The sequence below is a fragment of the Flavobacterium sp. genome, from assembly GCF_050696275.1.
In the GTDB taxonomy this organism is placed as follows: Bacteria; Bacteroidota; Bacteroidia; order Flavobacteriales; family Flavobacteriaceae; genus Flavobacterium.
Map to the genome: position 1 here is coordinate 1 of NZ_JBOGUT010000025.1, position 23,919 is coordinate 23,919.

General features: G+C 33.4%; 24 protein-coding genes. 6 read left to right on the plus strand and 18 right to left on the minus strand.

What is annotated here, in order from left to right:
- Positions 1 to 137 precede the first annotated feature (137 nt).
- The 8 genes from ACRDEC_RS12555 to ACRDEC_RS12590 form a co-directional block, all read right to left on the minus strand.
- Positions 138 to 1,118, minus strand: coding sequence for a toxin-antitoxin system YwqK family antitoxin (locus ACRDEC_RS12555; RefSeq protein ID WP_431498702.1), 981 nt, complete (start codon positions 1,116 to 1,118; stop codon positions 138 to 140).
- Positions 1,119 to 1,358: 240 nt separating this feature from the next.
- Positions 1,359 to 2,543 carry a nuclear transport factor 2 family protein gene (locus tag ACRDEC_RS12560; protein ID WP_431498703.1) on the minus strand — a complete coding sequence of 395 codons (1,185 nt, stop codon included), beginning with the start codon at positions 2,541 to 2,543 and terminating at the stop codon, positions 1,359 to 1,361.
- An 82-nt stretch (positions 2,544 to 2,625) separates the two neighbouring features.
- Positions 2,626 to 3,498, minus strand: coding sequence for an AraC family transcriptional regulator (locus ACRDEC_RS12565; protein WP_431498704.1), 873 nt, complete (start codon positions 3,496 to 3,498; stop codon positions 2,626 to 2,628).
- Between the two features lie 194 nt (positions 3,499 to 3,692).
- Positions 3,693 to 4,196: a hypothetical protein gene (locus ACRDEC_RS12570; RefSeq protein ID WP_431498705.1), complete on the minus strand. Its 504-nt coding sequence runs from the start codon at positions 4,194 to 4,196 to the stop codon at positions 3,693 to 3,695.
- Between the two features lie 152 nt (positions 4,197 to 4,348).
- Positions 4,349 to 5,053: a TPM domain-containing protein gene (locus tag ACRDEC_RS12575; protein ID WP_431498706.1), complete on the minus strand. Its 705-nt coding sequence runs from the start codon at positions 5,051 to 5,053 to the stop codon at positions 4,349 to 4,351.
- Positions 5,054 to 5,212: 159 nt separating this feature from the next.
- Positions 5,213 to 6,229 (minus strand): hypothetical protein, encoded by a 1,017-nt coding sequence (locus ACRDEC_RS12580; RefSeq protein ID WP_431498707.1) that lies wholly within the window; start codon positions 6,227 to 6,229, stop codon positions 5,213 to 5,215.
- Between the two features lie 756 nt (positions 6,230 to 6,985).
- Entirely contained in the window at positions 6,986 to 8,122 is a 1,137-nt protein-coding gene (locus tag ACRDEC_RS12585) for a tetratricopeptide repeat protein (protein ID WP_431498708.1), read from the minus strand.
- Positions 8,123 to 8,300: 178 nt separating this feature from the next.
- Positions 8,301 to 8,855, minus strand: a complete 555-nt coding sequence (locus ACRDEC_RS12590) for a DUF4738 domain-containing protein (RefSeq protein ID WP_431498709.1) — start codon at positions 8,853 to 8,855, stop codon at positions 8,301 to 8,303.
- Between the two features lie 83 nt (positions 8,856 to 8,938).
- Here ACRDEC_RS12590 and ACRDEC_RS12595 point away from each other — a divergent pair, with 83 nt between their 5' ends.
- On the plus strand, positions 8,939 to 9,169 hold the full coding sequence (locus tag ACRDEC_RS12595; RefSeq protein WP_431498710.1) for a hypothetical protein: 231 nt from the start codon (positions 8,939 to 8,941) through the stop codon (positions 9,167 to 9,169).
- Positions 9,170 to 9,349: 180 nt separating this feature from the next.
- Here the strand turns inward: ACRDEC_RS12595 and ACRDEC_RS12600 are convergent, their stop codons facing one another.
- The 9 genes from ACRDEC_RS12600 to ACRDEC_RS12640 all read right to left on the minus strand — a co-directional run bounded on the left by ACRDEC_RS12600 (position 9,350) and on the right by ACRDEC_RS12640 (position 17,761).
- The gene (locus tag ACRDEC_RS12600; RefSeq protein WP_431498711.1) at positions 9,350 to 9,847 is read right to left on the minus strand and encodes a hypothetical protein; all 498 of its coding nucleotides are present in this window, start codon (positions 9,845 to 9,847) and stop codon (positions 9,350 to 9,352) included.
- Between the two features lie 198 nt (positions 9,848 to 10,045).
- Positions 10,046 to 10,768: a hypothetical protein gene (locus ACRDEC_RS12605; protein ID WP_431498712.1), complete on the minus strand. Its 723-nt coding sequence runs from the start codon at positions 10,766 to 10,768 to the stop codon at positions 10,046 to 10,048.
- A 162-nt stretch (positions 10,769 to 10,930) separates the two neighbouring features.
- The gene (locus ACRDEC_RS12610; RefSeq protein ID WP_431498713.1) at positions 10,931 to 12,262 is read right to left on the minus strand and encodes a hypothetical protein; all 1,332 of its coding nucleotides are present in this window, start codon (positions 12,260 to 12,262) and stop codon (positions 10,931 to 10,933) included.
- 191 nt (positions 12,263 to 12,453) lie between these two features.
- A complete protein-coding gene (locus ACRDEC_RS12615) occupies positions 12,454 to 13,968 on the minus strand; it encodes an MFS transporter (protein ID WP_431498714.1) in 1,515 nt (504 codons plus the stop codon).
- 225 nt (positions 13,969 to 14,193) lie between these two features.
- The gene (locus ACRDEC_RS12620; protein ID WP_431498715.1) at positions 14,194 to 14,718 is read right to left on the minus strand and encodes a hypothetical protein; all 525 of its coding nucleotides are present in this window, start codon (positions 14,716 to 14,718) and stop codon (positions 14,194 to 14,196) included.
- A 178-nt stretch (positions 14,719 to 14,896) separates the two neighbouring features.
- On the minus strand, positions 14,897 to 15,502 hold the full coding sequence (locus tag ACRDEC_RS12625; RefSeq protein ID WP_431498716.1) for a hypothetical protein: 606 nt from the start codon (positions 15,500 to 15,502) through the stop codon (positions 14,897 to 14,899).
- A gap of 325 nt (positions 15,503 to 15,827) precedes the next feature.
- The gene (locus tag ACRDEC_RS12630) at positions 15,828 to 16,157 is read right to left on the minus strand and encodes a hypothetical protein (protein ID WP_431498717.1); all 330 of its coding nucleotides are present in this window, start codon (positions 16,155 to 16,157) and stop codon (positions 15,828 to 15,830) included.
- Positions 16,135 to 16,491, minus strand: a complete 357-nt coding sequence (locus ACRDEC_RS12635) for a hypothetical protein (protein WP_431498718.1) — start codon at positions 16,489 to 16,491, stop codon at positions 16,135 to 16,137. Before ACRDEC_RS12635 ends, ACRDEC_RS12630 begins: the two co-directional genes overlap by 23 nt.
- Before the next feature lie 199 nt (positions 16,492 to 16,690).
- Positions 16,691 to 17,761, minus strand: a complete 1,071-nt coding sequence (locus ACRDEC_RS12640) for a tyrosine-type recombinase/integrase (RefSeq protein WP_431498719.1) — start codon at positions 17,759 to 17,761, stop codon at positions 16,691 to 16,693.
- Positions 17,762 to 17,851: 90 nt separating this feature from the next.
- Between ACRDEC_RS12640 and ACRDEC_RS12645 the strand changes: the two genes are divergently transcribed.
- From ACRDEC_RS12645 to priA, 5 genes are all read left to right on the plus strand, one after another.
- Positions 17,852 to 17,992 (plus strand): hypothetical protein, encoded by a 141-nt coding sequence (locus ACRDEC_RS12645; protein ID WP_431498720.1) that lies wholly within the window; start codon positions 17,852 to 17,854, stop codon positions 17,990 to 17,992.
- Positions 17,993 to 18,313: 321 nt separating this feature from the next.
- Positions 18,314 to 19,171, plus strand: a complete 858-nt coding sequence (gene nadC / locus ACRDEC_RS12650) for a carboxylating nicotinate-nucleotide diphosphorylase (RefSeq protein ID WP_431498721.1) — start codon at positions 18,314 to 18,316, stop codon at positions 19,169 to 19,171.
- A gap of 73 nt (positions 19,172 to 19,244) precedes the next feature.
- Positions 19,245 to 20,192 carry a YihY/virulence factor BrkB family protein gene (locus tag ACRDEC_RS12655; protein ID WP_431498722.1) on the plus strand — a complete coding sequence of 316 codons (948 nt, stop codon included), beginning with the start codon at positions 19,245 to 19,247 and terminating at the stop codon, positions 20,190 to 20,192.
- 4 nt (positions 20,193 to 20,196) lie between these two features.
- Positions 20,197 to 20,619: a DUF2147 domain-containing protein gene (locus ACRDEC_RS12660; protein ID WP_431498723.1), complete on the plus strand. Its 423-nt coding sequence runs from the start codon at positions 20,197 to 20,199 to the stop codon at positions 20,617 to 20,619.
- An 8-nt stretch (positions 20,620 to 20,627) separates the two neighbouring features.
- Positions 20,628 to 23,078 carry a replication restart helicase PriA gene (gene priA, locus ACRDEC_RS12665; protein WP_431498724.1) on the plus strand — a complete coding sequence of 817 codons (2,451 nt, stop codon included), beginning with the start codon at positions 20,628 to 20,630 and terminating at the stop codon, positions 23,076 to 23,078.
- On the opposite strand, the gene ACRDEC_RS12670 is transcribed toward priA, so the two are convergent.
- Entirely contained in the window at positions 23,075 to 23,767 is a 693-nt protein-coding gene (locus tag ACRDEC_RS12670) for a LytR/AlgR family response regulator transcription factor (protein WP_431498725.1), read from the minus strand. The genes priA and ACRDEC_RS12670 overlap by 4 nt on opposite strands.
- Positions 23,768 to 23,919 lie beyond the last annotated feature (152 nt).

Consider the following 23,919-nt stretch of genomic DNA (forward strand, 5'->3'; position numbering starts at 1 on the left):
AAAATGTAAAATTATAAGTCGGGTTTTTAGTGTAGTTAACAGACAAACTCCGTTTATAAACACGTATAAGTTTGCCTGTTAATCTTATAATTTTACTTGTTTTTTATCATAGAATGCGCGATCGGGGGAGTTATTTTTTACTCAGCTATAAGTTGACCATTAACGTAATTTTCTTTTTTTATTAACCTACCATTTTCATCATACCAATTACAAATTCCGTTTCGTTGGTCATTTTTATAAAATTGTTCTGTTCGTAGATTTCCATTTTCGTAGTATAAAGTTACTTTCCCGTTTTTTTGCCCCAAAGAATAATTTGCATTTATTTGCATTTTACCATTAGAATACCATTGTTTATAATTTCCATCAATAAGATCAGCTTTAAAGAATTTGATATTTTTTCTATTATCGTTGTCATACCAGCTTTCACTTTTACCCTCTGCTTTGTCACTAACCCAATTTGTTCTTTCTTCAGGTTTCCCATTTTCATAATAGGATTCGTATAAGCCGTTTTGTATTCCATTATTCCAGTTAGAGATTTCTTTAATTTGACCATTTTCAAACCAAGTCTTTACTTCTCCATTTGTTTTCCCTTTAACATGATAATTAATACATGAGATTTGCCCGTTTTTATAATACCAATAGTTCCAACCAGTTCCATTTATAAGTTTTTTAGTCCAGTCAATTTTACCATTGTCAAAATATTTCGTCCATTCGTTACCAATCTGATGATTTTCTATATTTCCTTTTTCAAAAATTTTACCGTTTTGTGAGTATGAGGTGTAAGGACCGTTTTTTATATAATAATGAAGTAAAGTATCTGGTTTAACTAATAAATATTGTATTAGTTTTTCTTTAAGGTCATAGAAATAAATCGTGTCAATATCTTTACCATTTTTTAATTTTCCTTTTTGATAAATTGCTCCATCTGTATAAAATCGGATATATCTTCCATCTTTTAAGGTATTTTCATCTCCGCTTATTTGTACCCATGAAGCGTTTCCAGTTTTTGCATCTATCCAATATATCCAATTTTCATTTCTTTTGTCTTTGTCGTTTATGTCAGTACCATTACAGCCATAAATTAAAATTGATATAAATATTATTAATTTTCGTGTCATAAAATTAGATTCGTGATTCTGAGGGATAATTACCGCTAACGTCCCGTGGCTTGCAGAAGTTGCGAACTTCGGAACGGTTTATTTTCCGTTAAAGATAAAATTTCTTGCGAAAGTAAAACATGAATTTACCAGATTTCTCGCAATTTCTGCAAACCACTGTTGGTGGTAGTTGTTTTTTCTATATGTAAAAGCCATTTACAAAAATATGTAAATGGCTTTTAGAAATAAAGACGTTATTTATTAGAATTTTCCGTTGTTGTTTTTCCAACTTTCTTTTGCTGGAATTTCCTCAATTGTATCCCAATGTTCTGCAATTTTACCGTTTTCTACTCTGAATAAATCATAAAAAGAACAGTGTTTCCCGCCAAGTTGACCTTCACTAGCAACTAAAACAAAATTACCTTCGCCCAATACTTTATGAACCGTATCATATTTCATCGTAATTCCTTGTTTTGCCCATTCTCCTAATGCTTTTCCCAATCCTGAAAGGCCATCACCGATTTGTGGATTGTGCTGTATGTAATTATCTCCATCATAATATCCTTGCAATTTTTCCATTTTTCCATTTACCAAAATGTCGTTCACAAAGCTGCTTACTAATTTTTTATTTGCTTCGGTTTTGCCAAGATCTTCTATTTTGGCTGTCCCATCAATCATTGTATGTCCACTTGGATTTGGTTTTGCTATTTCTTGCAAATTATCCCAATGTTCTACAATTTTACCCTCTTCAAATCTGAAAATATCAAAGCCAATTTTTGGACCAAAGAAATTATATTCTGTATGAGCAAATACAAAATCACCATCTTGAAAAGCACGAACTGTGCTCGCTTTTGCAGAACCTTTTGGTAATGCTTGCAATACAGCGCCAAAACCGGCAAGTCCTTCGCCAACAGCTAAGTTATGCTGAATATATTTGTTTGGGTTGATGTAAGCAACTGGTTCTGAAGCTCCTGTTTCGATTGATTTTAGCAATTCTACTACTTTCAACTTGTTGTCCATATTTGTATTGTTTATAGGTGTTAATTTTCCTTTTAAATTGATAAAATTGTGGTCAGGTGTTGTAATGTTTGTATAAACGGTTTGTTTTTCAAAATCTTCTAAATGAGTTACAGTTGTGCCCGATTTTTCTTTCCAAGTTACCATATATACATTTGGTCTGATTTCTGTTTTTTGTATTTTCACAGTTTCAATTGCTCCCAATGCAGAATTGTTAAAAGCTCTCCACGTTAATTGGGTTTCACTTTCAAAGTGAAGGTCAAAAGCAAATTCACCAAAATCTGCCTTAAATTTATTCCCAACAATTTGAATATGTTTTTGTTCCATTTTTAGATTATTTTTTAATTTTTTTACTGATTTGTTTTGAGCATTAGCGGGTGACAATGCAAGTCCTAAAATTATCGTTGCACGCAATAATATTTTGTTCATTTTGCTATATTTTAATTACAATGCAAAGTTGCACAAAAAGCAGAAAATGTGAAGGGTAGAAATAGGCCTTTGAATGATACTTTTACGCCGAAGTGATTTTTTCTCTAAATTCTATTGGCGTTAGATTAGAATGTTTTTTGAAGTATTTTATAAAATTGGTAGGTTCATCAAACCCTAAATTATATCCAACTTCTTTTATACTAATATTAGTATGAGCCAAAATTCGTTTTGACTCAAGTATAATTCTGTCGTCTATAATTTGTTTTGGTGTTTTACCTAAAACCTTTGATGTGGCTTGATTTAGGCGTTTTTCTGTGATGATAATTTGTTTGGCGTAGAAATTTACTTGTTTTTGATTTGTGTAATTTGTTTCCAAAATGTCCTTAAATAATAAGACATAATCAAGATCTGTACTTTTTTTAATTTCATAAAAATTTTGTTTTTTTCTTTCTCTTTCGGAATGAAGCATTAAATTTTGAAGCAAATTTTGTAAAATATCAGATTGTAAATTGTCTTTTTCATTATGCAATTCGTCTGCTATTTGTTGAAACAAATCAGTAAATATTTTTAATTGATTTTGTATTTCTATTTGTGTAACAGTAAATAAATTGTTGAATAAAATACTTTCTTTTAAATATTTTATGTCAGATTCTGTTTTGCAAAAAAACTGGTCTGTAAACAAAATAGCTTTTCCTTGAAAATTAGAATTGCTATCAAACCTTTGAACGGTATCTTTGTTTATAAACAATAAAGTATTTGGGGTTATAGTTATAGGATTAAAATCAACTAAGTGCAAATGATTTCCATTTTGAAACCAAATAATATGATAAAATTTTGCTCGGTGCGTAATTGTAATAATGTCACTACTTTCAGCATATAGTTTAGCTAAATCTACAATTTCACATTCTTGTAAAAGCCCAGGTTTAAAGTCGTATTTTATGATGTCTGTTGTCATTTTCAGGCGCTCTACAATTACCACCAACGTCCCGCCGGCTTTAAGCAGTGGTGGCGGATTTATCACTGATGTTTACAAATATACCGAAAAGTTGGAATGGAAAAAGTTGAATAATAGGAGAGAAGTGCAAACACTAACTCTTCCCGATACACACCCAAACCCCAATTTCTTAAAACCGCTGTTGTACGACGTTTTTATTTTACTTTTTCCCAATCATTATTTAATTTGGAAGAATCAATGTCATATTCTATAAAATATCTGAAAGGGCCAATATCGTAAACTCTATTTTCTTGATATATTTTTTTGTTATTTTTCCAATTTATACGGTATTGACTAGTAATACTTTCCAATTTATTTCTCTTGTTAAAGTATTTTACTTCGACATCATAATATTGAATTTGCGGATCTATTTTCATTAAATAAAGAGGGAAGTTCAATAAAGCTATCAATAACAATAATAAGTTTAAAGTTATTGCTATTATTTTTAAAACTTTGGTTTTAATCTTTAAAAATAATTTTAACAATACGACGAAAATATAAAAGCAATACAAATTAAAAAATATCCCAAAAGCCCTATTATATTCAGGTTTATTAAACTCAAGTTTTGGAATAAAGTAATTGATTAAGCCAACTACTAAAAAGAAGCTTAAGGAAACAATTGACAATATTTTGAATTTTCTATCGATTTCGTTTGGCATAAAATGTCGTACAACGTCCCGGGGCTTCGCGAAGGTTGGGGAACGATTAAACCAAAAGTATCAATTTAAAGCTAAGTTCACAAACACGAAACCAACTTTAATTTTAGCCTGAAACCCAACTTGCGCGAAACCCCTGTTGTGCGATCGTAATTTTATTTGGTTATATTCTTTATATAGACCAATGATTTATATATTCCGTCATAATAATTTTCATTTTTAAAATTTGGAATCATTATTTCGTGCATAATTTTATCACAGCTTTCGTCAGTCAAGTATTTTTTTGAAATATATGTTGTTGAAATTCTCGCCAATCTTAATTTTTTACTAAAAACTATAATTACACCACTTTTTTCATAAACGCCTCCAACTTTCCAATCTATTAGTTTATTGAATGAGAATTCATCGATATTTTCACTTGGATATAATTCGTCAATTGATAATATTACGATTTGTATTTGGTTTTTATTTCTAATCTCTTTAGCTATTTTGTTTATATTTTCACTCTGCTCATTTGAAAACAATGAATCAATTTCTACAAGATTTGAAAAAGGTAAAAGGACTGAATTTTTGAATTTATACGTTTCACAAGTTTTGTTTAATTCTCTTGTCAATTTATAGTTTAAAGAATTATAATCATTTTTAAAACTTTTTGCTTTTGGTTCTTTTTTGAGAAGATATTCACTTAATAATTTTGAATATATTTCTGCTTGCTTCAATTCAATTGTGTCAGATTCAACATACTTATGAGTTTTTATTGAATCACATATTTTTATTGATAAATCCGTGATAGTTTGTGCGTTTGAATTTATATTTACGAAAACTAAATAAAGAAGGATTAGGAATTTTATGTTTTTCATTTTCGGTTTTTTCGATTATGTCGCACAACGTTCCGGCGCTTGGTGAGGTTGCGAACTTCGGAACCGATTATTTTCTGTTAAAGATAAAATTTCTTGCGAAATGTAAACGTGAATTTACTACAAAATTCGCAATCTTGCCAAACGCCTGTTAGCGGTAGTTTATTTTTTCCATGTAGATGATGCGTAATCAAAATCGGGATTTCCCAATGGCAATCTTTTTGAAAAATGCACTTCAGGAATAAACATTACTTCTTTTTGTAATATAAAGTTTATCAGTTGAAGTGAAACTTCTGCTCCAATTGCTTTTCTCATTCTTATTAATAAATATCCAACATCGATTACTTGATTTAGCCATATTGATGCTTCTTCAATTGTAATTACAAGTGAAGGTGGGTCAAAATGCATCATATGATTCCTTAATTCTCTCAAATTATTTACTGCTTCTATATAATTTTCTGCACCTAAATGATTACCAGAAATTTTGAATATCCAACTTAGTTTGTCTTCAAAGCGGCGACCATGTTTTTCGCCAAGTTTAGTTTTGTCAAATTTCCAATTTGGTAAAGGATTATATTCGGCTTTGTTATAAATTTGATTTAAAGTTATTTCAACAATTGAGACAGTTTCATTTATTAAACTTCTTAAATCAAAAAACCAATCGTCTTCTAATGCCAAATGTGAGTTTTCAATTAGTTTGTTTCTTAGTGTTACTATTCTATGCAATAATTGTGGTTGCATTGTGGTAAATGAGTGACCTTCACGATTTAATTTTGGCGAAATTGGATATTTTTCCCCATACTGTTGTTGACCGACACCATCATGGATTGCTAATCCTGTCGGAGCAGTTTCATCATGCGTGTGCCAATTAATTTTAATATCTAGAGAAAAATCTAACCAAAAACATTCTATTTTAGGGAGGTTGAAATTTTTAGTGTCGAAATAGCCATTTTCTCTAATGAAATTTGAAATAATTATATAATTGATTGATTCACTTATTTGTCTTTTTTGATTTTGATCTGTCCAATTTATATTATAACCTTTTTTGTCTTTTCTCCACTTATTTAAGGATTGTTGATTACCAAATAAAAAATTCACAATCATTGATGCAGCATCAGTATTTGCGTTAACACGAGGTTTGTCACTAAACGAAAGATATTTATGCTCTTTTTTATTCATGTTGTGAGGTTAAATTACCGCTAACGTCCAGTGGCTTTAAGAAGTTGGGGATTTTTATTCCCAAACCATTCCATTAGGACTGAAGCCAAATATACAAAAAGACCGTTCCATTAAACACTAAAACCCCAATTTCTTAAAACCGCTGTTAGCGGCTGTTTCCATCACTTTTCAATGGTTTATTGTTACTTAATAATTTGAAATAAAATATAATTAAAGAAACAATGTTTACTGTAAGACCAAAATATATTATCGCTTTTAAAATAGCTTTACTTGCACCATCACCATTCAAAGACAATGTGTCGAAATTAAAGTATTCAAAGTTCGGAATCATAAAAGTTATTAAGTAACAAATTAAAACTATTAAGCTATCATATATAAAACTGATTTGACTATCAGTTTTTGCATTTTTATAAATGTAGTATGATATTGAAATTGGATAAATTAGAGTATAAATAATAAGCCATAAAAAAATTAAACTTTCAGAGTTTGTCATAAACATAAAACAGGTAGAATAATTTACGATTATACTAATGATTGATATTAAAACAATTATAAAATACTTTTTGAGCTTCATTAATTTCTTAATTTATTAGATAGTCGCTAGAAATAGCCGCTAACGTTTGGCGGCTACCCGAAGGGCGGGACTTTTACCACAAAACTTGATTTGAAAAACTAAACTTCCATTAACCACAAAACTGTCTTTGGAACACATAACCCCGCCTTTTGGGTAAGTGCTGTTATAGCCAGTGCTTCTTGTCATTTTTTTCCAAAATTGGATTTCGCACTATATTTCATTTTTCCGTCAAGCACTAATTTAACAGCTTTTTCTAAGTCGTCAAGCGGTATATTATCAATTGACCAACCATAAGGGTAAGTGATATGATCGCCTGTTTTTTTGTCTTGCTCACATAATAAATGTTTTGCACCGTCCTTTTCAAGTTGTATTGTTTTTTCAACTACAAATCGTCTTTCTACTTTGTCGCCTTCTTTGTCAAGCAAAAAAACCTTATACGAAATATCTAAACTTTCCTTTGGGTCTATGAGTGATTTTCTTATTGTCGCTGTTTGGCCATTCCATTCAAATTGGGCGATGGCAATGGTTTTTATCTCCATATCTTCTTTCGGTAATTTCCCCTTTTCAAAAGCAATTTTAACTAATCCAAATATGCTGTCAGCTTTAACATATTCCTTTGCTGCATTATAGGATTTCATTAGTTTGTAATAAAGTTCATAATTGTCTTTGTCCAATTGAATTGCCTGTGAATATGCTTTAGCAGATTTTAAATAGTCTTTCGTATAGGTATATTCAAGTTGACCGATACTTTCAAGTGTCGTTTGGTAATAACTATTTTTTTGAGGAACACTGTCCAATGCTATGTAATATAGAGTCAACGCTTTTTTAAAATCTTTTTTACCGTGATAAATATATGCTACCCAAAAGAACGGCTCACCGTAAGTGTTAGGCAATTTTGTGGCTTCAACAAAAAACTCTAATGCTTTATCTTCTTGTCCTTGATACCTATAAATCTGTCCCTTCTGATTCATGAATTCTTGGTTAGTTGATTCTTTTTTTAATGAAATGTCTATTTCTTTCAAAGCTTCGTCATATTGTTTTTTATAACAAAGAGAAAGTCCTTTGTAAAAATGGACAGAACCGTTGTCAAGCCCTTTTTTCATTGCCTTGTCGTAAAACTCAATTGCTTTGTTGTCGTTTTCAAGTTGGAAAAATGCGAAACCGACCATATACAATTCGTCAGGCGTTAATTTGTCTGCTTTATTTTCAAGTTTAACAAGTTCTTGGTAGTTCTTGCTATTGTATAGTTCTGTTGCAGTCTGTCCGTATGAAAACGAATAGAGCAAAATTGTCAAAATGAATGTCGCTGTTTTTCTCATATATTTTGATGTCGTTGTGTTGTCTGTTAGCATTGGCTATAACGTCCCGACGCTTGGCGATGGTTGCGAAGTTCGAAACTTTTTATTTTCTGTTAAAGATAAAATTTCTTGCGAAATGTAAACGTGAATTTACTACATAATTCGCAATCTCGCCAAACGCCTGTTATGGGCTGCTTTTCTATTCTTCGTCATTTATTTCTTGTTTGAAGGTCAGCTTTCTTGTTGTCAAGTCGAAATAATGGTAAAAATCAATTGTCCAATCTGTTTCAGGTTTACTAATTACTCCGAAGAGTTCTAATCTGTCTTTGTCCAATTTGTTAAACCAATAATTGTGAAAAATTGCGATGTCCATAAATCCTTTGTCGCCATATTTCAAAAACTGTTCCTTTCTGAAAACTGTGTCCAAAAGTGTTTGCGAATGTTGTTTGATTGTCAATGCAATTTCCGCGTCTCTATACTTGTCAATTTGCTTAAAACCTTCCTCATCATATTCGTTTGTCACGTAGCTGTCAAGGTCAGTTTTTATAATTCTTATTTGTATTTGTCTGTCTACAATTAACGTGTCAAATTTTTCAGTTCCTTTTGTCTCTGGAAAAAATCTTTCTGATTTCTTATTGGTTAAAGATACTGTTGAGCTGTCTGCAGAATTGACTGTTGTCGATTTCTTGTCTGTCCGTGAATTACAAGCAAAAAGTAAAATAGCGAAAGTTAAAATTAATATTCTATTTCTCATTTGTGTCGTTTTCTTAAAGTTGCCCATAACGTTCTCCAGCTTGTTGCAGTTGCAAATATTAAACACTTAAAATAACAAAAATTATGAATATTAGAGAAGAATTTATAAAAGAAAACGGATATTCTTATTTTAACAATACTGTTCTTAATGAATATGCTATTTGGTTAGAAAAGAAAATCACTGAAACAAACCAAGCCTTGCAATTGCAACAAACTGGTGTTAAGCAATCGGTTTGTAAAAATTGTGGTAAGCCTTTTATAATGCATAGTAGAGCGTCTGGAATGTGCCAAGATAGATTTAAACATTTCGAGTAAAAACTGTTGCTTAACGTTTTGGCGCTTGGCGAAGAAGCGGATTTCGAAGTACTAAACTGTCTGCCAGCACTGAACTTGACTCGAAGCACAAAACTTCATTTAAATACTGAACCCGCTTTTTTGCCAAACGCCTGTTAGCGGTTCGTTGTTTTTCCGCAACAAGTTGTTTTTATTCCAAACTTAATTTTCATATTCTTTTAATGTCTGGCCAATTAAGTTTTCAATTTCTACAAAATTTTCAGCGAATCGTAGTACAATTTTTTCAATATTTTCCTCTTCAAAGTATGCCCAACCTTCCATTAACGTCAATGGTCCAAATTTTACACTTACGTTGTCCCAATTCTCTTGATACTTTTTAAACTTTTTCCTAAAACTCTCTGCAAATTTTGTACTTAAAATAGAATAGCCTTTAAGTTTTCTAAGTTTCAATGCGTGAATATTGTAAAAAACTTTGTTCTCCTCTAATGTCTTTTCATTTACCCAAACCGAAAAAAATATTCTGGTTTCTGAACTTAATGGATTATTTAAATCATTTGTCCATTCTCGTTTGTATAATTTCAAATACACGGAATCTAATACGATTCCAACAGAAATTTCAAGTTCTTTTTTGTCTAGACGACTTTTGTCAAGTCTGTCAGCAGATTTTTTAAATTTGTCTAAATAGTTTTCAAAGTCCATATTTATACATTTTAAATTTCAGTTGTTCAATGTTTGCAGTGTCGTCTTACAATGACCGCTAACGTCCCGACGCTTGGCGCGGTTGCGAACTTCGGAACCAATTGTTTTCTGTTAAAGATAAAATTTCTTACGAAATGTAAACGTGAATTCACTACAAAATTCGCAATCTTGCCAAACGGCTGTTAGCCGTAGTGTTTTTTATATTTCATTTAGTTCAGACCTCATTAATTCAATGATTTCATCTTTAATTTGATTTATAACTAAAGCAGAAACTTCGACTTCTTGTTGTTCTTTTTTAATTTTGTCTTGATCATTTGTCAACATTAAAGCTGGTAATGAACTCATCATTTTATTAGAAACTTCCATTGATTTATCATAAGCTAAATTAAGCAAATTCAGTTTTTGTAATATTTCGTTACTTGCTATTAATCTTATAGTATTTGTTTCTTGTTTGATTTTCATTAAATCCTGTGCTGCATCAAAAGTAAGTTTTTGGATTTTTTTTGACATTACTGTGACAGCATTCGTTTCATTTTTTTTGTTATTTTGACTTGCTGCATTTAAATAATTTCTATTGAACTCATCTAAAATAGGCATTAAGTTCTCTTGGTTTTTTACATTATTATCTAGCGCAAACTGATCGATTAGTTGGAAAAATTTGAAATACGTTTCCTTTTTACTTTCGTACTGATATTTTCTTTTCGATAGGTCAAGTTGGTGTTCTTTTTTTAAGTTTTCGAGTTCTCGGCTATATTGAGATTTAATCTTTTCAGTTTCGTCAACTAACTTTTTGTTTTCAGATTTCAACGCTTTCCATTTAGCTTTTTCTTGGACAAATGATTTCAAAAATAAAATCAGTAAGCTAATTAAGCCGAAAATAATGTAAATAAAATAAGGTTCAAGTTTTTCGATAATTTCCATTGAGTACGATTTTTTAACATTACGGCTAACGTCCCGTGGCTTTAAGAAGTTGGGGATTTTTATTCCCAAACCATTCCATTAGGACTGAAGTCAAATATACAAAAAGACCGTCCCATTAAACACTAAACCCCCAATTTCTTAAAACCGCTGTTGGCAGTAGTTTTATTTTGTTGGATTTTCTAATGGATGAAAAGCAGCAACCTTTCCATTCGCTAAAATATGTAATGAATAGTGATTACCATTAAAGTATAAAGATTTATCTCCATAAATTCTAAACTCCTTGTTAGCTTTTAATTTTTCGTTAATCTGTGGTAATAATTTTTCAATTGCGATTACCAAAATTCGTCTAATATCTTTTTGGGTATATTGAAATTTAGTTTTATTTTCAAAATGACCTTCAATTCCTAACTCATCGCAATGCCTAAGATAAATGTGTAGATAGCTTTCATAATCCCAAAAAATTGGAATTATAACATTGTGATAAACAAGAGTTTCATCATCGAATTGAATTCTTGAAATCTCGATTTCTTCGTAAATCTCGGGATATTCGCTTTTAAATTTTTCAATAGTTTTATTTGTTGAACGTTTAATTTCGCGAACAATCGATTCAATCCGTATAGATTTTCTCGTTTTCAAGAACTCGTTGAATTCCATGATTTCTTCTCCAGTTATATCTTTGGAATATAATTTTGCTTCGAGTTCATAAAATCTAACTAAATACTTTTTATTTCCATTTTCATCAAATGCATTTTCTTTAATAATATTAACTTCTATTGATTCAGGTTCTAAATAGATTGAAAGGCCACAAAATTTTGCCCATTCAATATCGGTTAATTTATACCCACTTTTTATTTTCTGACCTAAAAGCCATCGTGTTGACCTATTAATATCAAAACCACTAGGGTCAATTTTCACTTCTATCGTATTTGGAATTTCCTTTTGGCCAGGTTGATTAAATGCTTTTTGCATTGGATAATCGGAAGCTAATATTTCATAAATATCCCCGCTTTTAAATCCTGTGTTTAGTAGTTCGTGTCTTAATTCATCTGAGATGGTTTCGCTTTTAGAAAAATCAAACTTCACATAATCATTAGTTCTTGGAACAACATCAGAGTTTATTAAATTTTCCAAAACTTCTCTTTCTGCTTTTGAATAGACTATTACGCCAGCAATGTTTCTCCCAAATTTAGTCGCTGATTCACTAAACTTGTGAAATTCGACAGAAATATATTTTCTTTCGTATTGGCCATACATTGCATATAGTTCTTCAATAGAAAACTGAAACTTTTCTTTACGTTGATTTTCAACATTATCTTTGAATTTTTGCAGTTCGGATTTATAATAACCTATCTGTGTCATTAAAAAGTCAATTCTTTCTGTATTTTCGGCGGGACAATTTGCTAACTCTTTTTCTGCAGCTCTGACTTGGTTTTCAACCATGTCATTAAGAAGATATAGAGAATGTTCATTTATTTTATTTACAATTCCAAACATAATTTATAATTGTTAGTTTATTGCTAGGACCGATTCTCGAAAATTACTGCCAACGTTCCGCCGCTTTGCGAGGTTGCGAGCTTCGTAACCGATTATTTTCTGTTATTATTAAAGTTCTTGCGAAAGATAAACTTGAATTTACCACATAATTCGCAATCTCGCAAAACGGCTGTTAGGTGCTGGCGTTCTTGTCATCCGTTTATGTTTAGCCATTTATTTGTTCCACCACAAAGCCAAATTGCATTCAGTCCAAACTCTTTTAAAAGTTTTGCTCCGTCTGCCGAACGTCCGCCACCTTTACCACAAGCTGTTACAAATTGAACATTTTTGTCAAGTTGTGATATTTTTTGTTTTAAGTCTTGAAGTGAAATATTTAAAGCATTTGGAATATGGGCTAGTTCATATTCTTCTTTGCTTCTTACGTCAATGATTTGAATTTTTTTGTTGATTTGAAGTGCTTGTTTTACTTCATCTACTTCAATACATTCTTTGATGATTTTTATTTGTTCTGGCATACGAATTTGGATTATAATTGAAGAAATAATTGTTAGTCCGCCAATAAGAAAAATGGCATATTGAATTCCGAATAAGTCTGCTGTGACTCCTGAAATAACAGCCCCAAAGGCATAGCCTAAATCTCGCCAAAGTCTGAATGTGCCAATACTTTCTGCTCGTTGTTTTGGACTTGTCGCTTGTGCAATAGTTGATAAAAATGTCGGATAAACTAATGCTGTTCCTAAACCTAAAATTGCAGAAATAGAAGCTAAAACATAAAAGTCGTTGCTAAATGGAATGAGCAATATTGCTAAACCTTGTAATAGCATACCCCAAAAAAGCATTGCTTTTTTTGAATAATGGTCGGACATTTTTCCTGTAAAGAGTTGTCCTACACCCCAAACAGTTGGATAAATCGCTGTGATAATTCCAATATTTGCATTGTCAAAGTTTAGTGTCAAAAGAACTATTGGAAGTAAGCCCCAAATCATTCCATCATTTAGATTGTTTACAAGCCCTGCCTGTGTCACCGAACTTAATGTTTTGTTTTTAAAAGTGGTTTCTAAAAACACATTGTCAAGTTGTGAGGTATTGTCGGTGGCAGTTTCTTTATGAACAAAAACTCTGGTATCTTTTACCCAAAGTGCAGTTAAAATAAAGCCCACAATAGAAATGAAAATTCCAATGTAAAATGGATAAGGCGTTATACCATAAGTGTTGGCAATATAACCTGTCAAAAATGCAACAATCCCAACTGCAAAATATCCTGCAAATTCATTTAAACCCATTGCAAAACCCCGGTCTTTTTCTCCAACAAGATCAATTTTCATTACTACGGTGCTACTCCAAGTAAGTCCTTGACTAACACCTAAAAGCACATTAGCAAAAATTACCCAACTCCAACTTGGAGCATAAATGAGCATAAACGGAATTGGAATAGCTATGAGCCAACCAAATAAAAGTAAATTTTTCCGTCCGAATTTGTTGGCAAGTCGACCTGTAAAATAGTTTGCAATAGCTTTGGTAACTCCAAACGCTGTTATGAAAGAAAGAATAGCTGTCTTGGAAGCAACTCCAAATTCTAATTCGGCAAACTGAGGAAAAATAGTCCTTTCCATTCCTATCATTCCACCTACAAATGCATTTACGATTACCAAAATCGTGAACTGCTTCCAATTTTCTTTAAGTCCGAGTTTTATGTTATCTGTCATTATTTTTTATTGTAAATTTCTGCTTAATTGTTCTTTTAATTGTTACAAAAGTTACTTTAAGTTTCTTGGGTTGTGTCTTTTACGCTTGCACCTAACGTTCCGGCGCTTGGCGAGGTTGCGAGCTACGGAACCGATTATTTTCTATTAAAGATAAAATTTCTTGCGAGAAATAAACGTGAATTTACTACAAAATTCGCAATCTTGCCAAACGCCTGTTAGCAGTAGTTACTTCCTTTCGAGTTCAATAATTTTTTCAGCTTCCATTATCACAAAGAAAAGTTGAAAAAATTGAACTAATGATAATATTTTTATTTTCGCGTCAGTATCATATTTATACTGTATAATACAATCAAGAGTTTTTTGATTAATATTGATAATGGAAGTTAAATTAAAAACTACTTTTTTTGTATTGTGATGTTTCAATTTGTTATTAAATTCTCGTAACTCTTTAAGGTATTTATATTTTTTTTCTTCTTTCGGTTTGTCAAATTCACCATTTTTAAATACAAAAATCCCTTCTAAGATTGAATATATGTCTGTTATTATACTTTTAATAACTGGAATTGCTTCATTGAAAACTTTTGTTGTTTCGTCGGAAACCCAAGAAGCGTTTTCGGGAAACATTATTTTTGATGTAAACTCAATTTTATCTTTTAAGAAACGGATTTCATAAAGCTTTCCAATACGATCTATTACGTTTTCAATATCTTCCGATAAGTATGCAGAATTATTTAAATCGTAGACGTCCAATTTTCGAGTCATTTTTTCCGTGGTGTTTCTTGGTAATTACTGCTAACGTTTCGCGGCTACAAGAAGTGGCGAACTTCGGAACTGCGTATTTTCTGCTAAGATAAAATTTCTTGCGGAAAATAAACGTGAATTTAGCACATTTTTCGCCATTTCTTGTAACCGCTGTTGTAAGCAGTTTTTATTGTTTTTCAGATATTTCAAACCTAAATTTGGCAAGTTCTTTAGTGTCTTCTTTTGGACTTGCAATCATATCAAATCTTATTTCTATTAAAAAGGTTTTTGATAATTCATTAGAATGTATATCAGTATATTTTACGTTAAGTTCTAAAAGTGGAAAAAAATCTTGAATGGATTTTGTTAGTTCTTTTCCACTAATTTGATTTACCATATATAACCAATATAAATTTATGAAATAGTCAGGTATAACAATTTCTGTTTCTCTGTTTTCATTTCCATAAGGTAAAATAAAATTGAAACTTCCTCCAATATTATCTTCTTCAATGTCAAATGCCCATTCTACATTTTGGGGAAGACAATCTATTATAATGAAATCTTCGTTTTTTTTCCATTTAACGTTTTCATCATTACAGATAATTTCTTTAGCGTTCTCAATGTCAAAATTCCAATTCCATCTAACATTTTTTGCAACTCCAAAGCCAATATTATTAATCCCAATTTTCAATTCATTGAATCCTCCAATTTTTGAATTTTCCTTTTTTTTTATTTTTATATGAATAAAGATAAACTGATTTATTTTCTTCGTCAAAATCTCCTTTATAAACATAGAAAGAAAAGTTTGCCATATTTATATCAGGAAAGTAGCTATGAATTCTTTGTTTACGCATTTCGTTAATCGTAAGCAAAGCGATAATTGCGGTTAGTAGAGTTATACTCGCGATAACAATGTTTATCCAATCTGCGGTTGTTATGTTTTGTAAAATTTCCAAATGTTCTTTTTTAAGGTTTTCGTGCGGTAAAATTGCTTACAACGTTCCGGCGCTTGGCGAGGTTGCGAACTTCGGAACCGATTATTTTCTGTTATAGATAAAATTTCTTGCGAAATGTAAACGTGAATTTACCACAAAATTCGCAATCTTGCCAAACGCCTGTTAGTGGCTGGCTTTTATTCCTTTTCTATATATTCCAATTTTATTAAACTCTAAAACTTTACTAAATTCTTGATTCCAAATTGAAAAATCTTGGTTTTTTATATAATCTTTGATTTTCCCGACAATATTAGTTTTTTCTGTTTGAAAAGATTCATTTCGAGTAAGTGAAACGAATAATATTTCACTTTCAAAATAACTTTCTATTATTTCTTGTATTGAATTTTCACTATTTAAATAAATCCATTCACTTTCAGATTTAGGTAAAGTTATTAGCCATTCAATTTTGTTATGAAAAGTTTTATTTGTTTCATAAATTATTCTTGAATCCATAATTGTGTTTTTTTTCTGATTTCAATTTAGGATTTAGTATAGAAATTATTTTTCCAGTTCCTATTATATTTGATCCTTCTCGAAAGTCAAATTCTGAATTCTCGCAAAGTTGATATTTAAAATATTCTTCGGAAAGTATTTTTATTTCTGCTTTTACAGTATCACCAGGGAAGACTTTCTCTTTATCAATAAAAGTTTGAATTCCTGAAGTTTGCATTTCAGAAAATGAAAATTTTATAGTAGGTCTATATCCTGATAATGCGTAACTTTTCCGTCCGCCTTCTTCGGTTTTTTTGTATTTTAGTAATGCTATAAAATCAGTTTTAAAATTCATTCGTAATGTTTTTACACATTTTTGGTAAGCTTGCCACTAACTCTTAAATATACGCACCTCATGTGTGCATTTGTTTGTTTTTAATTCACTTATAATCAGTTGTTTGTGAAAACATATTTAAAAAAACGCATTGCAATTTTCAAGATATATAAAAATATATTTTTTCTCGGTCACTGATTTTTCAAATGTAATCAATAATCTATAAATTGTCTAACGGACTGATGATTTTTCGTATGGATTTATCCGAAACATGTGTGTAAATCAAAGTGGTTTTAATATCCTTGTGTCCTAGCAATTCTTGAATAAAACGAATGTCTGTTCCGTTTTCCAGCAAATGAGTCGCATAACTGTGCCTCAAACTGTGAATGCCTACTTTTTTAATAATTCTGGCTTTTTCTAGCGAGTTCTTAAAGACCTGTTGAATGCTGCGACCACTATATTGTCCGCCGTATTGACCTTCAAACAGATATTTTTTTGGTTTGTATTTTAAGTAATAAGAGCGAAGCTGTTCCAAAATACTTTGTGGTAAATTCACAAACCGATCCTTTTTCCCTTTCCCGCACTCAATATGTACACGCATCGACTGACTGTCAATGTCAGAAATTTTTAAATTCAGAATTTCACTCAAACGCAAACCCATTCCGTAACAGAGTTTTAACATCGTATTGTGCTTCAAATTTTCAGTCACATCAAGTAACCGTTTTATTTCATACACATTCAATGCCTTAGGTAATTTGCTTTGTTTTTTTGGTCGCGGAATTTCCAAAAATATTTTGCTTTGGAACAAAACCTGCTCATAATAAAACTTTATTGCATTAATTCGACTGTGAATAGTATTTTCTGTCAGTTTCAGATCGTTGATACAATACAGCAAATAATCACGAACTTCATTTTCTCCACTTGTAACTGCCAATCTATCCTTCAAAAAGTATAAAAATTGCGCAAATTCATTAGTATAGCTTTTTAATGTATTAGGGCTATAACCTTTAAGTTTCAATTGATTTATTATTCTTTGTAGTTCAAATTGATTGAAAATTGGAATTTTTGATAACACGTGATTCCCTAATGTAAATTCATTAGTTAATCCAAAATGTTTGCGGTATTCACTAACATCAGGAACATACCAAGACCGGTGTTTTGAGCTCCATTTTGATCCGGTGAGTTGTTTAATTTGTGAAGTGAGATCCAGATTTTTTTCAAAATGGATAAAAATTACCGCTTGGCTATTGCAATTGCCGCTAGTAAAAGTAAAAGGCGTCAAATCATTCATAATGGCGTATAGTTTAAACAAATATACCTAAAAACCACCCCCAATCCTAAATCGTCTCATCCTAAAAATGGCTATACAATTCAAGAGTGTATGGAACACAAAGAACAAGAAGTTTATGCTGTGCGTGAACACAAGCAGAGCCGTTATGACAAACGACTGATTTTAAAGATTGTTAAAGAAGTAGAGAGAGGTTTAGCTCGCAAGGAAGCCAACCGGATTTATGGATTATGAAAAAGCAATTGTATAGTAAGTTTAGGATTAAAAATTATATTTGTATAGTTATAACAGGATTTATTTAATAACCTGTATAGTTATTTTAGGACGGGACAAAGCCATATCAAAGTCATGCTAAAGTCATATCAAAGCCATGAAACCCTTTTTATTCCCTTTACGTTCCGTTTTGGAGCAGAAGCGTACTAATGGTACTACTTCCCTGTAATCAGGAACTTAAAATAGCCCCTTCATAAAATTTGTTAAAATACTCCCATTATCGTTTTAACAATGCGCCGCGATTCCAAAATATATCTTATTTTAGCGTTATAAATTAAAAACATGATTTCAGAAGCACAATTTCAAGAGGAATTACGTTCTATTATACACAACGGAATCAGGGAAGACATCGGCCCGGGCGATTACAGTTCGCTGGCCTGTATTCCGGCAACAGAGCAGGGAAAGGCCAGGCTGTTGGTCAAAGACGAAGGGATTATTGCCGGAGTAGCATTTGCCGCTATGATTTTCAATGAAGTAGATCCTGCGATAAAAGTGGAGACCTTCATTCAGGACGGAACACCCGTAAAGTACGGAGACGTAGTATTCCACGTAACCGGAAGCTCACAATCCATACTCAAAGCAGAGCGCCTGGTGCTCAATTCCATGCAGCGTATGAGTGCCATTGCGACCAAAACCGGACAATACGTCAACCTGCTTAAAGGAACGAATACCAAAGTGCTGGATACCCGCAAGACCACACCCGGTTTTCGTGCCGCCGAGAAATGGGCCGTGAAGATAGGAGGAGGGGAGAACCACCGTTTTGCACTCTATGATATGGTCATGCTCAAAGACAATCATATTGATTTTGCAGGCGGGATTACTTTGGCCATAGCCAAAACAAAACAATACCTGAAGGAAAACAACCTCGATTTAAAGATTATAGTCGAAGCCAGAAACCTCGCTGAAATAGAAGAGATACTGAAATCCGAAGGCGTGTATCGTATCCTGATTGATAATTTCAATTTTGAAGATACCCGCAAAGCCGTTGCCATGATTGGTACACAATGTTTGACCGAATCCTCTGGGAACATCAACGAAAAAACGATTCGGGAGTATGCCGAATGTGGCGTCAATTACATCTCGTCCGGTGCATTAACCCACTCAGTCCATAATATGGATTTGAGTTTAAAAGCAATATAAAACAAATAGGCACAAGCCAGGAGCCGGTAGTGTTGTCTATTGTCTTTTCGTTTGTGCCTTTTTCCTGATACCAATGAGTAAAGAAATAGAAGACATACTAAAGAAAATTCCTCTGGTGAGGCAATTGGTGGTTGTACTGCAAAACATCAAGTTGCCCTTTCTGGCAGGCGTGCCCTTGTATGATTTAATCGAGTTTTACATAGACGGAATCGTTCGGGGGGCTATCGCTTACAGAGCGGCGGCTATTGCCTTCAGCTTCTTCATGGCTTTGTTCCCTTTTGCGCTGTTTATCCTAAACCTTATCCCATACATTCCAATCGATAACTTCCAGGAGGATTTCTTAGGATTTGTACAGCAGAATGTACCGCCCACAACCTTTGACGCCATATCGAACATTATCAACGATATCCTGCACAACAGTCACTCCGGTTTACTGTCCACAGGGGTTATTTTATCGGTGTTCTTAATGACAAATGGGGTCAATGCAGTCATGAGCGGTTTCGAAACCTCGCACCATATTATCGAAAAAAGAGCGTATTTCAGACAGTATTTTGTAGCGCTTTTTATTTCATTGCTGCTAACGTTCAATTTGCTGGTTACGGTAGCAACGATCATTATCTTTGAGGTTTTTATACAGAAAACAATTCTACAGGATGTGCTTTCCAGCCGAATCTCGGATCGCATCTCACTAATAGAATTCGGAAGGTATATCTTTCTGGTTATCATGATATTGCTGTCAACGGCCATTTTGTTCCGTTTCGGAATCAGACAAACAAAAAAGAGAGCTTTCATTACTATCGGGACGGTGTTTACCACTATTCTGATTATTGTTTCTTCTTACTTCTTCGGAATATGGGTAGTGAAATTCTCAAAATACAACGAATTATACGGTTCAATCGGAACCCTGCTGATCGTCATGTTCTATCTTTGGATAAACTGTATGGTCTTACTGCTGGGCTTCGAACTCGATGCTTCCATTTATAAACTTAAACATCATCCTACTAAAAACCCTCATCTTTAATCTTATGAAAAAACTTATTTTACTCGCCCTTTTTTTAGGATGCATCCAATTAAATGCACAAACGGTCATTGGCAAATGGAAAACTATTGATGACAATACAGGTCAGCCGAAGTCCATCATCGAAATCTATGAGAAAGACGGAAAGATATGCGGTAAGATCGTAGAAATCCTGAATCCGGCGAAACGTAACGGGAAATGTGTTAAATGTGGTAAGGAATACAAAGACAAGCCTATTTTGGGACTGGTTATCATTACCAGTTTAGAAAAAGACGACAACGAATACAACGGAGGTAAAATCCTGGATCCTGAATCCGGAAACCTCTACAAATGCATTATCAAATTGGATGGTAAAGACAAACTCGAAGTACGTGGTTACATGGGGTTTTCTTTAATTGGCCGTTCCCAAACCTGGTTAAGGGTTAAATAACGGTTCCTATGCCATTCTTTGTAGAAGTTATTCTGCCTATTGCTTTACCTCAAACCTTTACATACAGGGTTTCCGAAGCTGAGTTTCAGTACCTGAAGCCCGGTATGCGGATTGCTGTTCCTTTTGGTAAAAGCAAGTTCTACACAGGATTGGTAGCCCAATTGCACCACAACCAGCCTGCGTTATACGAAGCTAAAGAAATCCATCAGATCATTGATGAAAAACCTATCGTAACCGAAACCCAGCTCAAACACTGGCAATGGATCGCCTCCTATTATATGTGCACCATCGGGGAGGTTTTCAGAAGCGCTTTGCCATCGGCTTTAATGCTCGAGAGCGAAACGGTTATCTCGGCGACAAGGGAGTACTTTATCGAAGAAGCCACGCTTTCGGATGACGAATACCTGATTATGGAAGCACTAAGACAGCAGAGTTCTCTTAAAATACAGGACGTGATCGCCATTCTCAATAAAAAGAATGTGCTTCAGGTGGTCCAGTCATTGCTGGCTAAGAAGGCCGTTTCCTTACAGGAAGAAATGGTGGAAGAGTACAAGCCGAAATTAGTCCGCTACATTCGATTGTTTCCAGAGTTTAATACGAATGACAAACTGGAAGAATTGCTCCTGATTCTAAAGAATGCCCAAAAGCAGAAAGAAGTGGTGCTGAGTTACTTCCAATTGCAGGCTACAGAAAGAAAGCCCGTTTCGGTCAAGAAACTGACGGATTTCTCAGGGACTACATCGGCAGTGATAAAAGCATTAATCGACAAACAGGTTTTTGAAGAATATTATGTTCAGGAGGACCGCGTTTCTTTTGCTGATTCCGAAAAGGATAAAGTGGTGCTCAATGAGTTTCAGACAAAAGCCTTTGACGAAATAGAAGCTGTTTTTACCCAAAAAGAGGTCTGCCTGTTGCATGGCGTAACGGCTTCAGGGAAAACAGAGGTCTATATCAAACTTATAGAGGATTTTCTGAAGGAAGAAAAGCAAATCCTGTACCTCTTACCTGAAATTGCGCTAACGACCCAGCTGGTGTCCCGGTTAACGCAGTATTTCGGAAATAAAGTAGCAGTTTTTCACTCTAAATATAATAATAATGAGCGTGTTGAGGTCTGGAATCAGGTCTTAAACCGTTCGGATAAAGCACAAATCGTAATCGGGGCGAGATCGGCACTATTTCTGCCTTTTCAGGACCTGAGCCTCATTGTCATTGACGAAGAGCACGAGGCAACATTCAAACAAACAGACCCTGCTCCACGATATCATGCGCGTGACGCTGCCATTGTTTTGGCTAATTTCCATCAGGCGAAAGTCTTATTGGGATCGGCTACACCAAGCATCGAAACCTATTTTAATGCTCAGAACGGGAAGTATGGTCTGGTAGAACTGCATCGGCGTTATGGAAATGCCGTGCTGCCTGAAATACAACTTGTCGACTTAAAAGACAGTTACTTCCGTAAAAGAATGAATGGCCACTTCAGTATATTCTTGATTGAAGCCATCACCGAAGCACTGTCAAATGGCGAGCAAATCATTTTGTTCCAAAACCGCCGCGGTTATTCTCCTATAATTGAGTGTATGACGTGCGGCCATGTACCACAATGCCCTCAGTGCGATGTGAGTCTGACGTATCATAAATACAAAAACCAGTTGCGCTGCCATTATTGCGGGTACAGTATGGCAAAACCAAATAGCTGCCATGCGTGTTCCAGTATCGATTTGACTTCAAAAGGCTTTGGAACAGAACAGATTGAACTGGAATTAAATACATTGTTTCCGGAGAAGAAAATAGCGCGTATGGACCAGGATACCACCAGAGGCAAATACGCCTTCGAGAAATTAATTGACAGCTTTAAAAACAGAGAGACAGACATTCTGGTCGGAACGCAAATGTTAGCTAAGGGTTTAGATTTTGACAATGTTTCTTTAGTGGGCATCCTCAATGCAGATTCCATGCTGTATTTCCCTGACTTCCGTGCTTTCGAACGCAGTTACCAAATGATGACGCAGGTTTCAGGGCGTGCGGGACGTTCAGACAAAAAGGGAAGGGTAATTATTCAAACCTACAATCCGGATCATAATACCATCCAGCAGGTAACGAATAATGATTATCTAGGCATGTTTAAGGAACAGTTATACGAACGTAAGATCTATTTTTACCCGCCGTATTTTAAGCTGATTAAACTAACATTAAAGCACAAAGACTTCGAAAAACTTAAAGAGAGTTCGTTATGGTTGTATCAGGTATTGCAGCAACAGTTCGATATCCCAGTATTAGGGCCTGAGGAGCCTCCTGTTGGCCGAATAAGAAACGAATACATCAGAATCATACTGATTAAGATTCCGCAGGAGAAGTCGTTAACGGGCATAAAAAAAACTATCCAAAGAATACTGAATAGTTTTGAGGCTGTTTCGCAATTCAGGGCCGTTAAAGTGGCTGTAAATGTAGATTTCTATTAAGAGTCCAACGCTTTTACCAAATCTTCTTTCTTGTTGCGGCTTAGTGGAATTTTAGTAACACCGATTTCGGCAAACTTACTGTTGAACTTCTCTATCTTATCTATATTGATAATGAATGATTTATGAACACGGATGAATTTCTCTTTCGATAGGTCTTTCTCGAATGATTTCATGGTTGATAAAACCAAATGACTGTCGTCTTCAGTAACAATTTTTACGTAGTCACCGTAGGCTTCAATCCATTTTATTTTAGAAGTATAAATTTTAAGTTTTTTAAGGTTACTTTTGATGAAAATATGTTCGCCTTCTTCCTCAAGATTGTCTTTACGGAGCTGGTACATATCCATAGCACGCTTTATTGCTGCATTAAAACGTTCTTTTGTAATGGGTTTTTGTAGGTAATCAGTAGCATCATAATCAAAAGCTTTTACAGCATACTCGGCTTTTGCAGTGATGAAAATGATTTGGGGTTTGTCTTTTAGCCCGTCAAGTAAGTTAAATCCGTTAATTACAGGCATTTCAATGTCTAAAAATAACAAATCAACTTGCTTTGTTGCTAAACAATTCTTAGTCTCAACAGCGTTCGAAAACTCGCCGACTAAAGATAAATTAGGATGAGCATCTACTAATTTCGTTACCAAAATTCTTTGGATAGAGCTATCATCAACAACGATACAGTTCAACTTCATAAGCGTCAATTTAATAGATTGGTTTGATAAAAATAACTTTTTTTATTTAAGTACCAAATTTTTTTTGCCAAAATATTCAATTTCATCGATTAATTAGTATTTGCGTTTGTGTATTAAAATAAAAGTATTACTTTTGCACCCATATTTTTAAC